This is a genomic window from Exiguobacterium sp. 8A, assembly GCF_902506275.1.
Classification (GTDB): domain Bacteria; phylum Bacillota; class Bacilli; order Exiguobacteriales; family Exiguobacteriaceae; genus Exiguobacterium; species Exiguobacterium profundum.
Window position 1 is genome coordinate 2002166 of record NZ_LR733630.1, and the last position, 16274, is coordinate 2018439.

The window sequence follows — 16274 nt, forward strand, 5'->3', positions numbered from 1 at the left end:
ACAGGGCTTGTTCCCTGAAAACTGAGGATTCATCAACACAAACCATTAGACTAGATCAAAGCCTCGNCTACTTTCGGCGCTGAGACGCTTAACTTCCGTGTTCGGCATGGGAACGGGTGTGGCCGTCTCGCTATCGCCACCAGACTCTACAGGGCTTGTTCCCTGAAAACTGAGGATTCATCAACACAAACCATTAGACTAGATCAAAGCCTCGACCGATTAGTATCATTCAGCTCCACGTGTCACCACGCTTCCACCCATGACCTATCTACCTCATCGTCTTAGTGCCAAGGCATCCACCGTACGCCCTTTCTACCTTGATCTAGCGTCTAAGACACACGGTCCATTATGGACCATATGTGAAATTGGTTTTTGATGTCTTGATGAATCTTCAGTTTTCAAGGAACAATCGAGGGACGAACCCTCAAAACTGAACGATGGGCAATGCCACATGGGCATTTTCCTTAGAAAGGAGGTGATCCAGCCGCACCTTCCGATACGGCTACCTTGTTACGACTTCACCCCAATCATCTGCCCCACCTTCGGCGGCTGGCTCCTTACGGTTACCTCACCGACTTCGGGTGTTGCAAACTCTCGTGGTGTGACGGGCGGTGTGTACAAGACCCGGGAACGTATTCACCGCAGTATGCTGACCTGCGATTACTAGCGATTCCGACTTCATGCAGGCGAGTTGCAGCCTGCAATCCGAACTGAGAACGGCTTTCTGGGATTGGCTCCACCTCGCGGCTTCGCTGCCCTTTGTACCGTCCATTGTAGCACGTGTGTAGCCCAACTCATAAGGGGCATGATGATTTGACGTCATCCCCACCTTCCTCCGGTTTGTCACCGGCAGTCTCCCTAGAGTGCCCAACTAAATGCTGGCAACTAAGGACAAGGGTTGCGCTCGTTGCGGGACTTAACCCAACATCTCACGACACGAGCTGACGACAACCATGCACCACCTGTCACCCCTGCCCCCGAAGGGGAAGGTACATCTCTGTACCGGTCAGGGGGATGTCAAGAGTTGGTAAGGTTCTTCGCGTTGCTTCGAATTAAACCACATGCTCCACCGCTTGTGCGGGTCCCCGTCAATTCCTTTGAGTTTCAGCCTTGCGACGCTTCGCTGCCCTTTGTACCGTCCATTGTAGCACGTGTGTAGCCCAACTCATAAGGGGCATGATGATTTGACGTCATCCCCACCTTCCTCCGGTTTGTCACCGGCAGTCTCCCTAGAGTGCCCAACTTAATGCTGGCAACTAAGGACAAGGGTTGCGCTCGTTGCGGGACTTAACCCAACATCTCACGACACGAGCTGACGACAACCATGCACCACCTGTCACCCCTGCCCCCGAAGGGGAAGNTACCGTCCATTGTAGCACGTGTGTAGCCCAACTCATAAGGGGCATGATGATTTGACGTCATCCCCACCTTCCTCCGGTTTGTCACCGGCAGTCTCCCTAGAGTGCCCAACTTAATGCTGGCAACTAAGGACAAGGGTTGCGCTCGTTGCGGGACTTAACCCAACATCTCACGACACGAGCTGACGACAACCATGCACCACCTGTCACCCCTGCCCCCGAAGGGGAAGGTACATCTCTGTACCGNGTCCGCCGCTCATTCCACCGTCGTCCCCCCGAAGGGTTCAGGCGGTTTCCTGCGCTCGACTTGCATGTATTAGGCACGCCGCCAGCGTTCGTCCTGAGCCAGGATCAAACTCTCCAAAGAATTTGATATAGCTCTTAAATTGACGAAGCTTGCGCTTCATTCAAAAATTGTAAAACTTATTTTTGCCTCATCGTTCAGTTTTCAAAGTTCGTCTGCCGCTCTTGGCGACTCTTAAAATAATACAAGTCATCGACACAGTTGTCAACCACTTTTTTATTTCTTTTCCGCTGCCATCAGCGGCAACGTTTATTACTTTACCGTACACCTCTCATTAACGCAAGGGGTTTTGTAAAAGTTTTTTTAAAAAAGTTTTATATCTTTAGTATCCCTTCTGTTTAACGGCATACCTATGCGTTTCGAGGCTATCAAAAATAAAGAAGCCGAATCATACTCACGTATGATCCGACCACTTAATTGATTATTGTTGATGACGCATCGTTGGGAAAAGAAGAACGTCACGGATTGAAGGCGCGTTCGTCAATAACATGACGAGACGGTCAATCCCGATTCCAAGCCCACCCGTTGGCGGCATACCATATTCAAGCGCTTCAAGGAAATCGTTATCGAGTTCGTGCGCCTCATCGTTCCCCGCTTCTTTTTCAAGCAACTGTGCTTCAAAGCGTTCACGTTGATCGATTGGGTCATTCAACTCCGTGAAGGCATTCGCATGTTCACGACGAACAATGAATAGCTCGAAACGATCCGTGAAGCGTGGATCTGTTTCATTCTTCTTCGCCAATGGTGATACTTCAACCGGATGTCCTGTGACAAATGTCGGTTGAAGCAATGTTTCTTCTACTTTCTGCTCGAAGAATTCATTCACGATATGACCAAACGTCATATGATCTTGTACTTCTACACCGTGTTCTTTTGCAAGTGCTCGTGCTTCTTCATCGGACATTTGTTGCCAGAAGTCTACACCTGTCTCTTCTTTAACAAGGTCGACCATATGTGCACGTTTCCAACCGATGCCAAGATGGATCGTATCTTCACCATACTGCACATCTGTTGTACCGAGCACTTCTTTCGCTACGTGCGCAACCAATTCTTCCGTCAAATCCATGATGTCGTTGTAATCTGCATAGGCTTCATACAATTCGATCATCGTGAATTCAGGGTTGTGACGTGTAGAAATCCCTTCGTTACGGAATACACGCCCGATTTCGTACACGCGCTCGAGTCCACCAACAATCAAGCGTTTCAAGTGAAGTTCGATGGCAATACGCATGTAGAGTTCCATATCCAACGCATTATGATGCGTTAAGAACGGACGTGCCGCTGCTCCACCCGCAATCGTGTGTAACATCGGTGTTTCCACTTCTAAATATCCTTTTTGGTTTAAGAAGTTGCGAATCTCAGAAATGATGCGGCTACGCAAAATGAATGTCTGACGCGAGTCCTGGTTTGTAATCAAATCAAGATAGCGTTGGCGATAGCGCTGTTCCACATCTTTTAATCCATGATATTTGTCCGGAAGCGGCCGAAGCGCCTTCGTCAATAATTCAAACTCTTCCACGTGAATCGAAAGCTCACCAACGTTCGTTTTAAAGAGCTTCCCTTTTACACCGACGATGTCACCGAGGTCTGAAGACTTGAATAAGTCAAACGGCTCATCCCCGACATCATTTTTACGAACGTAAATTTGAATTTGACCTGTCACATCTTGAATGTGGGCAAAGAAAACCTTCCCTTTCCCACGTTTCGTCATGATGCGTCCAGCCAATGTGACTTCTACATCTTGTTCAGCCAAAGCCTCTTTTTCAATTGATTCATACTGCTCATGTAATTCACCTGCGTGTGCAGAACGATCAAAGCGGTGACCGAACGGGTCGAGACCGCGCTCACGCATATCGGTCATCTTCTCAAAACGAACCTGCATTTGATCATTCATTTCTAACTCGTGGCTCACTATTCCATTCACTCCTCTATCCATATTGGGTTTCTCTCTAACAAAAAACTGTCGACCCGATGGCCAACAGCACAGCCGAAGCCGTTCATTCGTTGTGGTGCACTTTTTCGCCAAACAAGCTTACCATAAATTAGTTCTTTTCACTAGTTCACACTTCTGACAGTTGTCGTTCGAGTTGGTCCACAAATCCATAAAGGACCGCCGCGAACGCCTCGCGCGATTCCGTTTCATTGATTTGTTTGCGAATCGGACCACTGCCTTTCAACCCTTTCAAATACCAAGCCGCGTGTTGACGCATTTCGCGTACGGCTGTCAGCTCACCTTTGATTGCACTCAACCGGTCGAGATGAAGCATGCAGATATCGATTTTCTCACGCGCCTCTGGTTCCGGAGGGAGCTCCCCTGTTTCGAGGTACTGAACCGTTTGATAGAGCATCCACGGATTCCCGAGTGCAGCGCGTCCAATCATGACGGCATCCACACCATATTGGTCAATCACACGTTTCGCATCCTGCGGGGTCGCGATATCCCCGTTTCCGATAATCGGGACGGTCGCTACTTTCTTCGCCTCGCCAATCCAATCCCAATTCGCGGTTCCTTCATATTGTTGGGCACGCGTACGTCCATGAATGGCAATCGCTGCTGCTCCACCCGTCTGAGCCGCCTTAACATTATCCAAAATAAAGATGTGCTCGTCATCCCAACCGAGTCGCATTTTCACCGTGACCGGTTTTTCGACGACATTCGTGACGGCATTCACCATCTCATACACTTTATCCGGGTCGAGTAACCACTTCGCCCCTGCGTCACACTTCGTCACTTTCGGTACGGGACAACCCATGTTGATATCAATGATATCCGCATTGGTGTTTTGATCGACGTACTGTGCCGCTCTGACGAGTGTATCTTTCGAACCGCCGAAGATTTGTAAACTGAGCGGTTTCTCTCGTTCATCGACGTATAGCATACGCATCGTCCGAGCGTTCTCGAGCAAGATGCCTTTATCGCTAACCATTTCGGCACAGACGAGTCCCGCTCCGAACTCTTTTGCAATCAAACGAAAAGCAGGGTTGGTCACGCCAGCCATCGGTGCGAGGACTGCACGGTTTTTAATATCTATGTTTCCAATCTTAAAGCCTGTCAAGACAACACATCCTTCATTTCACCAAATTCCTAAGCAACTGTAACCGGACGACATCTTGGCGGTCCGTCATCGGTAGCCCTTCGAGCCAGGAGGCGACCGTTTGTCCTCGAACGACGAGTTCTGGTGCGATCTCTGCTAACGGGGCGAGAACAAATGCACGTTCCTGCATGCGCGGATGCGGAACCGTTAAGTGTTCTGATTGTATATCTTCCCCATTATAAAAGAGGATGTCAAGGTCGATGGTACGCGGTCCGTTCTTAAATAGACGTTCCCGTCCTAATCGTTGTTCGATCTGTTGAAGCGTGTTGAGCAGTTCGTCCGAGGATTGATGACTCTCGACTTCGACCACCATATTAAAAAACGAAGGTTGCTCTGTATATCCGACAGGAGCCGTCTCATAGACCGACGACTGTTTCGTGACGTGGAGACCTGTTCGCTCCATCTCATCGATTGCCGCAGACAACTGTCTAGCCCGATCTCCGATATTGGCGCCTAATGCAATATAAATCATGACGTCCGTCCCCTTGTCATCTCGATTGCTACTGAATCATAGTGTCCCGGGATGGGTGGGTCCGGTTTAATTACTTTAACCGTCACACGTTGAATCAACTCACTATGCGCCAACACGGCTGTCGTGATGCGTTCTCCGAGTGTTTCTAACAAATTGACCGGTTCTCCCGTCACAATATCTTCCGTCAACTGATACAAGCCGGCATAGCTGACCCCATTGTTTAAGTCATCCGAACGTCCCGCAGGCGCGAGGTCCAGTTCACACATTAAATCCACGTGAAACCGTTGACCGAGACGGTTTTCTTCTTCAAACACCCCATGATAACCGTAAAAACGCATCCCGTTCACAAATATTTTATCCATGTCTATCCCCTCCAATCATCGCATCCATCATCTTCGCCGCACGGGCGTTCGCTTTGACGTCGTGCACACGCACCCAATCGCACCCTTTCATGATTCCGAGACACGTTGTCGCAATCGTTCCTTCGAGACGCTCCTCTGTTGGTAAATCGAGCGTATGACCGATAAACGACTTACGCGACGTGCCGAGCAGAACCGGATACCCAAGACGTGTGATCACGTCAAGATGATTCATGAGTTCGAGGTTTTGCGTCACGTCTTTCGCAAATCCGATGCCCGGATCTAGCCAAATGTGCTCATCCTTTACGCCCGCTGCATGCGCAATCTCGATTGATTCCTGTAGATCGCTGACCACATCTTCGATGAAATGACGATAGTCACGATCTGTTCGGTTGTGCATCAAAATGATCGAAACTCCATATTCGAAAGCGACACGTGCCATCGAGCGGTCTCCCCATTTCGAACCCCATACGTCATTGATAATCGTCGCACCGGCCTCGATTGCCGCTCTCGCCACCATCGGCTTATACGTATCAATCGAAATCGGAACATCGATTTCTTTTGTCAGTCGACGGATGATCGGGACGACACGTTCAATCTCTTCTTCTTCGGAAACAAGTACCGCGCCAGGTCTCGTTGATTCTCCACCGACATCAATCGCATCGGCACCTTCTTGTACGAGTTGTTTCGCATGTCGTACAGCCTCCTCGATTGCCGTATACCGTCCCCCATCCGAAAACGAGTCCGGGGTCACATTTAAAATACCCATGACCTTCGTCATGCTTCCGCCTCCTAACCAATTGAGCGAACGAGTTTCGCCCACACTTCGTTAAATCGTACCCCGTCTTTACCGGGGTATCTCAGATTTCCATAATGCGTTACCGGAGCGACTTGTTGGATTGAATTCGTCATCCAAATCTCTTTCGCTGCAGTCAATTCTTCAAATGTCACGGGTTGTTCGATTACAGAGAAATGTTTCATCACCCATTGTCGTGTCACACCTGCGAGTGCTCCGCTCGATAGCGGAGTCGTGTATAACATATCATCTGGACCGACCCAAAAGATGTTCGACACGAGCCCTTCCACCACATGTCCATGTTCGTCCGCAAATAGTCCTTCAGCGCCTTGGTCTTGTAAGGTTCGTTTTCCAAGGATATTGTTCATATAATGATGTGACTTTAATCGAAAAGCCGCTTCAGGACGACTTCTCGGAAACGGGATCGGTTCGACCCGTTTCTCCTGTGGTACAACTTCTGAGGATAGCGGTTTGACGATCATGGTGACGTTCGGTGTCTCATAACGACCCGCGTAGAGACCGAGGGGCGCAACTCCTGCCGACACGTTCAAGCGGATATAAAGGTCGGGTGCATCGTTTTGACGGCACAGTTGCTGAATCGCCGTCCCGATTTCTTCCTTCGTGTATGGAAAATCGATCCACAGCTCATCGAGACTCTTCATCAAGCGCTCCCAGTGGGCATCGAACAGGAAAGGAACGAATTCATATGTACGGAACGTCTCAAACAAGCCCATTCCATACAAGAAGCCGTGATCTTCAACCGGAATCAACACCTTCTCTCGTTCGACTAACTCTCCGTTATGCCAATACCACATGACGATACTCCTCGATAAAGTTTCGAATCATTTCCTTCCCGTGCTCAGTCAAAATCGCTTCAGGGTGATATTGCACCCCTTCGATCGGAAGCGTTCGGTGACGGAGTGCCATGATTTCTCCAGTCTCCGTCTCTGCAGTGACCACTAGACATTCTGGTAGAGACGAACGCTCCACGGCCAACGAATGATAACGGGTCACGACCGACTGTTGCGGAATCTTCTTGAAAATCGATTTTCCGTCATGTTGAATCTTCGACGTTTTTCCATGCATGAGCCGCTCAGCATGGACGACTTCTCCACCAAACGCTTGCGCAATCGCCTGATGTCCGAGGCAAACCCCTAAAATCGGGATACGACCCGCAAACGCTTGGATTGCCTCAACGCTAATTCCCGCCTCATTCGGAGTGCAAGGTCCCGGCGAAATGACAAGATAACTCGGGGCAAGCGCCTCAATCTCTTGAATCGTGACTTCATCGTTTCGATACACGACTAGTTCTTGACCGAGTTCACCGAAATATTGCACCAAGTTATACGTAAATGAGTCATAGTTGTCGATTAATACAATCATGTCGTTTCCTCCGTCATGTGTTTCGCCGCCCATAGCGCCTTCGCTTTGGACAGGGATTCTTCATATTCCGAGACCGGATCCGAATCGATCACAATACCTGCTCCCGCTTGAACGTATGCGATTCCGTCTTTTACGACCATCGTCCGAATCGTGATATTGAAGACGAGGTCGTCATCCCAACTTAACCAACCATATGAGCCAGTGTAGAGTCCCCGGCGAACTGGTTCGAGTTCTTCGATGATTTCCATCGTCCGAATTTTCGGTGCGCCGGTGATGGTACCGCCTGGGAACATCGCTGCCAGTGCTTCGGCTCCTGACACTTCATCCCGAATCGAACCTCGTACGTTCGATACGATATGTTGTACGTGTGAGTACTTCTCAATCACCATCAACTCATCAACATGAACGCTGCCATATGCCGCCACCTTGCCGAGGTCGTTCCGTTCAAGATCGACGAGCATGACGTGTTCGGCCCGCTCTTTCTCGTTTTCAAGCAATGTGTTCGCCAACTTCAAGTCTTCCACATCATCTTTGCCACGTGGACGCGTACCCGCGATCGGGCGTGTCGAAATGTCGGTTCCGTGTTTTTCAAGCAACAGCTCTGGTGAAGCGGAGACCATCGTTAAAGCGTCATCCACGAAATAGCCCATATAAGGAGATGGATTCATTTGACGCAACGTATCATATACTCGACGCGGGTCAGCGAGAAGCGGTTCGGACTGACGAACGCTCAAGTTCACTTGGAACACATCCCCTTCTACGATATAGGACTGAATCCGTTTGACCGCTTCAACAAACTCTTCCTGGGACATGGAGCGCGATCGTTCTATCGGTGACTGCCCTGTCGGCTTGAACGCGTAATGCGACTCGACGTTCCACATGGCCGCCAATCGGTCCGCCTTACGTTCTGCACCTTCCTCCGCCGTCACCATCAAGTACAGGGTCGAATCCACTTCATCGAACACCGCCACCTCGTCAAATAGAAGAAACGAGACGTCTGGTGTCGACAAATCATCCTCCGCTTGCTGAGGGAGACGTTCAATCGTCCGGACCACATCATAACTGACATACCCGATCATGCCACCAAAGAAAGGAGGAGCCCCTTCCGGACGCTCGGCCTCAAATCGCTCCCGTACCTCACTGACGAGCTCAAGCGGCTTTCCGTATAGCGTTTCTGTCGTATCCCCCACTTGCAAGAGTCCGACACCGTCTTTTACATGAAAGCGACCGAACGGCTCGATTCCCGCAATCGTATACCGTCCCGCTCTCCCACTCTCTAACCATGCATGATACGGTTGATCCGCCGTCAACGTCATGTATGCCTCATACACCTTCTCTTTCGTCATCCGCTTTGTTCTGAACGCAGTCGATCTCACATGTCATTCCTCCGTCTATTCATTCATGCCTTTTATTGTACACAAGAAAAGGCAGCAATCGAAAGAGAATGTCTCTCGATTACTGCCTGAAATGTTATACGCGACTCTCGTTTGACTCTTCATCAAACTGATAGAGCGGCGTGCTCAAGTAACGTTCACCGTTTGATGGGATAATCGCCAATACATTTTTCCCTTTACCAAGGCGTTTCGCTGTATCAAGTGCTGCCGCAATGGCAGCTCCTGAAGAGATACCACCGAGGACACCGTTCGTACGTGCCGCCTGACGAGCATATTCGAACGCTTGCTCTGTCGTGATTTGAAGAACCCCTTCATAAATCTCCGTGTCGAGGATGGATGGAACGAATCCAGCCCCAATCCCTTGAATCTTATGAGGTCCCGGTTTCCCGCCTGATAAGACAGGTGAATCGACCGGTTCAACGGCGAGAATTTTTACGTCCGGGTACTTCGCCTTCACGACTTTACCTGCGCCGGTGATGGTACCGCCCGTCCCGACTCCGGCAATCAAAGCGTCGACTGAAAGTCCTGATTCTTCAAACGCCTCTACAATCTCAGGTCCCGTCGTCATTTCATGGACGTTCGGGTTAGCTGCGTTATTGAATTGTTGCGGGAGGAAGTAGCCATGTTTCTCTGCTTCTTCAGTAGCGCGACGAATCGCTCCACCCATCCCTTCAGGTCCTGGTGTCAAAATTAATTCGGCCCCGTATCCACGAAGGAGGTTTCGGCGTTCCATGCTCATCGTTTCAGGCATGACGAGAATGGCTTTATATCCTTTTGCGGCACTGACCATCGCGAGACCGATGCCCGTGTTTCCGCTAGTTGGCTCGATGATTGTATCACCTGGCTTCAAGATGCCGTCTTTTTCAGCCGCTTCGATCATGGCGAGGGCGATCCGGTCTTTGACGCTTGATCCCGGGTTCATATATTCGAGCTTCAGATACACGTTGGCATCCTCTGGTCCAGTCATTCCGTTCAATTTCACAATCGGAGTCTTTCCAATCAAGTCTGTTACTGAGTTTACGATACGCATTGCATTTCCTCCTTCATAATTCCGACTATTCCGATATTGTTATCATACCCTATCGAATTGAAAATATGCAATTTGGAACGTTGCTTACGCCTGTGCCTGTACTTTCATCGTCTCTAACTGTTCCGCTGAGAAATGATACTTTTCGCCACAGAAATGGCATACGGCTTCGGCTCCGCCATCTTCTTCAATCATCTGACGAATCTCTTCTTTTCCGAGACCGATAATGGCGCTTTCCATTCGTTCACGGCTGCATGTGCAGTTGAACTGAATCGGGTTCGTGTCGAGGACATCGAGGCTATCGCCAAGGAGTAATTGAAGCATTTCTTCTGGCGTTTTTTCTTCACCAATCAAAACCGATACGGGCGGGAACGTCTGAAGTGCTTTTTCGAGCGCTTGTACCGTCTCTTCAGAAGCGTTCGGGAGCAACTGGACGATGATTCCACCTGCAGCAAGAATCGATTCATCTTCCGGTAAGACGAGGACACCCGCCCCGACGACTGACGGCACTTGCTCAGATGTGGCGAAGTAGTACGTGAAGTCTTCACTGATTTCGCCCGTTTGAATCTCTGAAGAACCGCCGACATAGTCTTTCAATCCTAAGTCTTTAATGACAGAAATGGTTCCTTTTCCGACGGCTTCGCCGACTTTCAATTTCGTCAACCCTTGTTCGTTGACGAATGTACCGCCATCGACACGCGGGTACGACACATATCCACGAACATCTCCCGCTGTATCCGCGTCCACGATGATTTTCCCGATTGGACCATCACCTTCTACTTTAAGCGTGACACGCGCTGCACCTTTTTGCATCGCTCCAATCATCGAGCCGATCGTCATCGTCCGTCCGAGGGCAGCTGAAGCAACTGGTGTCGTTTGATGACGAAGTTGCGTCTCATATACCGTTTTTGTCGTGCGTGCGGCAAAGGCACGAACCTCTCCGTTAAAACCGAGGGCACGAACGAGATAGTCATCCTTCATCTGGTCGAGTAATGCTTGTTGTTCTGTATGAATCATATGATTTAACTCCTTTAGTTTACTTTTGATTGCGCTCGTAAATGAGACGGAGGCCTTCGAGTGTCAGGAACGAATCCACATGGTCGATCGTCTCTGCATGTTCACTGATCAATCGCGCCAGCCCTCCCGTTGCAATGACAGTCGCTTCACCGACTTCACGCTTCATCCGGTTCACGATACCGTCCACTTGGGCCACATATCCATAATATGTCCCCGATTGCATCGCTTGAATCGTGTTCTTCCCGATGACTGTCGGCGGGGTCGCCAATTCAATCCGAGGTAGTTTCGCGGCACGCTGATAGAGTGCCTCCACTGAGATCATGATACCTGGTGAGATGATTCCGCCATGGTAACGACGTTTCTCATCGATGTAACAATACGTGGTTGCCGTTCCAAAATCAACAATTATGAGCGGACCGTCATACTTGGCGATTCCAGCCACCGCGTTAACGATTCGGTCGGCCCCGACTTCGCGAGGGTTCTCGACGTGAATGTCCAACCCTGTCTTCACACCTGGTCCCACAACGATTGGACGTACATTGAAGTATCGTTGCGACATTTGTTCAAGTGGGAAAATAACAGGAGGTACGACAGAAGATAAGATCACTCCCTCGACCTGGTCGAACGAGACGTTCGAATGATCGAATAGCGATTTCACCAGCATGCCGTACTCGTCGGTCGTTTTTGTACGATCCGTTGAGATGCGCCAATGGTGTACGAGATGATCTCCATCGTACATCCCGAGAACAATATTTGTATTTCCAACATCAATCACTAAAATCATGATATAGTTCCTCACTTTGTTGTCAATTGCAGTTCGCTCGAATTATAACACGAAAAAAGACGAATGCCTCGTCAAGGGCATTCGTCTTTTTCATTAACGTGATTCGTTATTCGGACGTTCTGTCGGTGTCGCTTCTGGCTTATCGCCTTCAGGTACGACATCCGGCTGGCTGTCTTGGACAACTTCAGGTTGATCGACGACTTGACCGTGTTGAACGGCTGCATCATCTTTCTTCGCTGCGTCATCCGCATCCGTCGATCCATCCACGTCCTCTTCCGGCTCATGCGGAAGATACTCGCGTGTCTTGATCAAATGACGAATCTGTTTCGAGTCGAGCGTCTCGACATCAAGCAGCGTCTTTGCAACGAGTTCGAGATCTTCGCGACGATCTGTCAAAATCTGCTTCGCTTTCGCGTAACAGCGATTGATGATGTCTCGAATCTCCAAATCGATTTCTTGCGCAATCGCATCCGAGTAGTTCTGCTCTGTCTGGAAATCGCGACCAAGGAAGACTTGTCCGCCATGGTTTGAACCGAGCTGGAGCGGTCCGAGTTTATCGCTCATCCCGTAATCCATGACCATCTTACGTGCGATACCAGTAGCGCGCTGGAAGTCATTGCTCGCTCCGGTCGACACTTCTCCAAAGATGACATCTTCGGCGACGCGACCACCAAGAAGACCAACAATCTTGTCTTCGAGTTCAGGTTTTGTCATGAAGTAACGATCTTCTTTCGGAAGCATGACGACATATCCGCCCGCGTTTCCGCGTGGAACGATTGTCACTTTGTGTACTTCATCCGCATTCTCAAGCTCGAGACCGATGATTGTGTGACCCGCTTCGTGATATGCAACAATGTTGCGCTCTTTTTCAGAGATGATGCGACTCTTCTTCGAAGGACCTGCGATAACACGGTCAATCGCTTCTTCCACATCGACAACTGAAACAGCTGTACGGTTCGAACGTGCCGCAACGAGTGCCGCTTCGTTCAAGAGGTTCTCTAAGTCTGCCCCAGAGAAACCAGGCGTACGTTGTGCAATCGACTTCAAGTCCACCGTCGAATCGAGTGGCTTGTTACGTGCATGGACTTTCAATACTTCTTCGCGCCCTTTGACATCCGGACGATCGACCGTGATTTGACGGTCAAAACGACCTGGACGAAGGAGTGCCGGGTCAAGGATATCTGGACGGTTTGTCGCCGCAACCATGATGATCCCTTCGTTATCACTGAATCCGTCCATCTCAACAAGGAGTTGGTTCAATGTTTGTTCACGCTCATCGTGTCCACCACCGAGACCGGCACCACGCTGGCGACCGACCGCGTCAATTTCATCGATGAAGATGATACATGGCGCATTCTTTTTCGCGTTTTCGAACAAGTCACGAACACGTGACGCCCCGACCCCGACGAACATCTCAACAAAGTCTGAACCTGAGATCGAGAAGAACGGGACACCGGCTTCACCGGCTACCGCACGAGCCAAGAGTGTTTTACCTGTCCCTGGAGGACCTACGAGTAAGACCCCTTTTGGAATACGTGCGCCGAGTTTCGAGAATTTGCGAGGATCTTTCAAGAATTCAACAACTTCAATGAGTTCTTGCTTCTCTTCGTCCGCCCCAGCCACATCTTTGAATGTGACGCGACGTTTCTCTTGGTCGTATAGTTTCGCCTTCGATTTCCCGAAGTTCATCACACGACCACCACCGCCACCACCTTGCGCTTGGTTCAACAAGAAGAAGAACAAGATGAAGATGATAATGAACGGTAAAATCGCGAAGACGATGCTGAACCAGCTACTGTTGGATTCAGCCTCCTCGATTTGAATATCCGTATTCGCTCGAAGCTGCGTTAATACATCCGCATATTCCGCTTCGTTCGCTGGAATGTTTGTTTCATAACGTTGGTCTTCATCTCCTGTAAGATCGCCTGTAATCGAGATAGCCCCCGGGATTTCTTGTACGGTTGCCGTCTCAATCCGATCATCTTCCACATATTCTAGGAATTTCGAATACGAGAGCGTTTCACTCTGACTATTCGGATTCTGCAAATATTGAAGGAACAAGATCAAGGCTAGGAAAATCACACCAAAAACCAATGTGTTTTTCACTGCACGATTCATTCTCTGCCTCCTATTCCGAGAAACGATGTTCTCGCCCATTCAGTATATGCCTATACTTTGGGGATTTCCTTTATCTTACCACGTCACATTTTCAAAAGAAAAACGTTAGCCCCCGTAAACGCTCGGTTTGAGCACACCGACATAAGGAAGGTTACGATATTTCTCTTCATAATCAAGACCGTAGCCGACAACGAATTCGTGTGGAATCACGAAACCACTATAGTCTGCTGATAAACCATTTTTACGGCCAGTCGGCTTATCGAGAAGCGTGACAATCTTCACAGACTTCGCTTTACGGTATTTAAGAAGATCGACGAGGTAACCAAGCGTCAATCCACTATCAATAATATCTTCTACAATCAAGATGTCGCGTCCTTCTACAGATGTATTTAAATCTTTCTCGATTTTCACTTCACCTGTCGAAGAAGTTCCTCCATGATACGTCGACACGTCCATGAAATCCATCTCTAAATGGATATCCATTTCTTTGACGAGGTCCGACATGAATGGCATCGCGCCTTTCAATACACATACGAGAAGCGGGAACTCTTCTTTATAGTCTTCGCTCAATGTTCCAGCGAGTTCTTTCACCTTTTCTTGAATCTCTTCACGTGAGATTAAAATTTTCTCCATATCGTTCATTAATGACATCTTGAAATCCTCCTCTTTCTGTTTCGACACAATCATCATTTTACCATTAATCGTAGGCAAATCGCATCCGACTTGTCTAGAAATTCTGAAACTCTTACCCCAACAATCGCGAGAATTCGTCCCGAGGCGTCCTCAAGCAACGGGAGCGTCGGTCGAATGGTTCGCTCAACCTTTTCATCGATTAGGATGCGGGATACTTTTTTTGTCCCCACGTTCAACTGCATTCGATCTCCAGGTACGAGCGAACGAATTGTCAGCGGATAAGTGATTTCCTTTAGCGGAATACCTTCTCGTCCTTCTTCGATGGACAACGAAACCGTACGCTTTCCAAATTGAACGACGGCCGGTAACGACTCGACCTGAACGGGGTGAAGTGATGCTTCTGTCGAACGTTGTACAAGATTAAGTACCCTCTTCTGCTTCATCATGAACCACTCACCTGACAGGTGATAGGTTCCGGTGTCCTTTTGACTCATGCTTAACTTTTCGACCGCCTCACCGACCTCTACCCCATAGCGACGGGACAGCAAGCGAGCGACCGTATACCGCTCAAGTGAGGATAAGCGATTAAACTCATCAAGTTTCACATGAAACGCTTTCATTTCAAGATCCACATTTTCTTCAATCCATCGCCCACATGACTGGTAACGCATGTCCCATTCAGCGTATGCCTGTTTCGCCGTATCGTATACATCGTCAACGACTGTCGGCCACAGTTGTTTCAGCCTCGGGATGATTTCGTGACGGATCCGATTCCGTAAATAGATCACTTCCTGATTGGTGGCATCTTCCCTCCAGGCAAGTTCGTTTTTCCGAGCATACTCGATGAGTTGCACCTTTGTTTCTCTTAATAAAGGACGGATCAACGTCCCACGCCCGAACGTTCTTCTCTCGGGAATTCCTTTCACTTCGATTACGTTTCGATGAAGTTGAATGAGCACCGTCTCCAACACATCATCCGCATGATGAGCCGTGGCCAGTGTATCGTATCCATGTTCATTCATGACGTCTTCAAAAAAGCGGTAGCGGGCCTTACGGTAATGAGCCTGTGATGCTCCTTCTTGAAAATGGAGACGCGTCCCATGAAACGCGACTTGGTAGGATGCCGCTACGTGTGCGACGAACGTGTACTCTTCATCTGATGCTTCTCGTAAACCGTGATGGACGTGCGCCACCGCCACATCCCATCCTTGCTTGACGAGACGGTCCAATAAGACAATGGAATCGACTCCACCCGACACAGCGACGAGTACCTTTTTCATGAATTCCCTCCTTGATATAACAAAAGAAGCCATCTCGATTGAGATGGCTTCTTTACGCTTAGGTTAAGTGACCCGTACGGGATTCGAACCCGTGTTACCGCCGTGAAAGGGCGGTGTCTTAACCGCTTGACCAACGGGCCTAAATAAAATGGTAGCGGCGGAGGGAGTCGAACCCACGACCTCACGGGTATGAACCGTACGCTCTAGCCAGCTGAGCTACACCGCCATGTTATTGTTGTGTCCTAAGCACATTT

At 49.3% G+C, this 16274-nt stretch carries 14 protein-coding genes, 2 tRNA genes, 1 rRNA gene and 1 other annotated feature; all 17 genes read right to left on the reverse strand.

The genetic code is table 11. From position 1 onward, the window contains the following. Positions 1–27: 27 nt before the first annotated feature. The 17 genes from rrf to GVY42_RS10510 all read right to left on the reverse strand — a co-directional run bounded on the left by rrf (position 28) and on the right by GVY42_RS10510 (position 16246). A 5S ribosomal RNA gene (gene rrf / locus GVY42_RS10425) occupies positions 28–144 on the reverse strand. Between the two features lie 324 nt (positions 145–468). Next, positions 469–1725, reverse strand: a sequence feature (mutual gap in cmsearch alignment for this rRNA model is longer than 100). Between the two features lie 358 nt (positions 1726–2083). After that, a complete protein-coding gene (gene lysS, locus GVY42_RS10435) occupies positions 2084–3574 on the reverse strand; it encodes a lysine--tRNA ligase (RefSeq protein ID WP_012727709.1) in 1491 nt (496 codons plus the stop codon). 148 nt (positions 3575–3722) lie between these two features. Next, on the reverse strand, positions 3723–4661 hold the full coding sequence (gene dusB, locus GVY42_RS10440; RefSeq protein WP_230872777.1) for a tRNA dihydrouridine synthase DusB: 939 nt from the start codon (positions 4659–4661) through the stop codon (positions 3723–3725). 70 nt (positions 4662–4731) lie between these two features. Beyond that, complete coding sequence (gene folK, locus GVY42_RS10445) at positions 4732–5229, reverse strand: 2-amino-4-hydroxy-6-hydroxymethyldihydropteridine diphosphokinase (RefSeq protein WP_159563161.1); 498 nt, start codon at positions 5227–5229, stop codon at positions 4732–4734. Next, positions 5226–5591, reverse strand: coding sequence for a dihydroneopterin aldolase (gene folB, locus GVY42_RS10450; RefSeq protein ID WP_159563162.1), 366 nt, complete (start codon positions 5589–5591; stop codon positions 5226–5228). Before folB ends, folK begins: the two co-directional genes overlap by 4 nt. Beyond that, positions 5584–6369, reverse strand: coding sequence for a dihydropteroate synthase (gene folP / locus GVY42_RS10455; RefSeq protein ID WP_159563163.1), 786 nt, complete (start codon positions 6367–6369; stop codon positions 5584–5586). The genes folB and folP overlap by 8 nt, the downstream gene beginning before the upstream one ends. Before the next feature lie 11 nt (positions 6370–6380). Beyond that, positions 6381–7199 carry an aminotransferase class IV gene (locus GVY42_RS10460; protein WP_159563164.1) on the reverse strand — a complete coding sequence of 273 codons (819 nt, stop codon included), beginning with the start codon at positions 7197–7199 and terminating at the stop codon, positions 6381–6383. Then, the gene (gene pabA, locus GVY42_RS10465; RefSeq protein WP_159563165.1) at positions 7183–7767 is read right to left on the reverse strand and encodes an aminodeoxychorismate/anthranilate synthase component II; all 585 of its coding nucleotides are present in this window, start codon (positions 7765–7767) and stop codon (positions 7183–7185) included. Before pabA ends, GVY42_RS10460 begins: the two co-directional genes overlap by 17 nt. Beyond that, positions 7764–9143, reverse strand: a complete 1380-nt coding sequence (locus tag GVY42_RS10470; RefSeq protein WP_305775283.1) for an anthranilate synthase component I family protein — start codon at positions 9141–9143, stop codon at positions 7764–7766. Before GVY42_RS10470 ends, pabA begins: the two co-directional genes overlap by 4 nt. A gap of 94 nt (positions 9144–9237) precedes the next feature. Next, complete coding sequence (gene cysK / locus GVY42_RS10475) at positions 9238–10191, reverse strand: cysteine synthase A (protein WP_012727717.1); 954 nt, start codon at positions 10189–10191, stop codon at positions 9238–9240. 84 nt (positions 10192–10275) lie between these two features. Further along, positions 10276–11205, reverse strand: coding sequence for an Hsp33 family molecular chaperone HslO (gene hslO / locus GVY42_RS10480; RefSeq protein WP_159563166.1), 930 nt, complete (start codon positions 11203–11205; stop codon positions 10276–10278). Between the two features lie 19 nt (positions 11206–11224). Continuing rightward, the gene (locus tag GVY42_RS10485; protein ID WP_074035307.1) at positions 11225–11989 is read right to left on the reverse strand and encodes a type III pantothenate kinase; all 765 of its coding nucleotides are present in this window, start codon (positions 11987–11989) and stop codon (positions 11225–11227) included. A gap of 93 nt (positions 11990–12082) precedes the next feature. Continuing rightward, positions 12083–14107, reverse strand: coding sequence for an ATP-dependent zinc metalloprotease FtsH (ftsH, locus tag GVY42_RS10490; RefSeq protein ID WP_012727720.1), 2025 nt, complete (start codon positions 14105–14107; stop codon positions 12083–12085). A gap of 105 nt (positions 14108–14212) precedes the next feature. Then, positions 14213–14758: a hypoxanthine phosphoribosyltransferase gene (gene hpt, locus GVY42_RS10495; RefSeq protein WP_012727721.1), complete on the reverse strand. Its 546-nt coding sequence runs from the start codon at positions 14756–14758 to the stop codon at positions 14213–14215. Between the two features lie 35 nt (positions 14759–14793). Then, positions 14794–16020 (reverse strand): tRNA lysidine(34) synthetase TilS, encoded by a 1227-nt coding sequence (tilS, locus tag GVY42_RS10500; protein WP_159563167.1) that lies wholly within the window; start codon positions 16018–16020, stop codon positions 14794–14796. A gap of 68 nt (positions 16021–16088) precedes the next feature. Further along, positions 16089–16160, reverse strand: a tRNA-Glu gene (locus GVY42_RS10505). 9 nt (positions 16161–16169) lie between these two features. Then, positions 16170–16246 (reverse strand) — tRNA-Met (locus tag GVY42_RS10510). Positions 16247–16274: the final 28 nt, after the last annotated feature.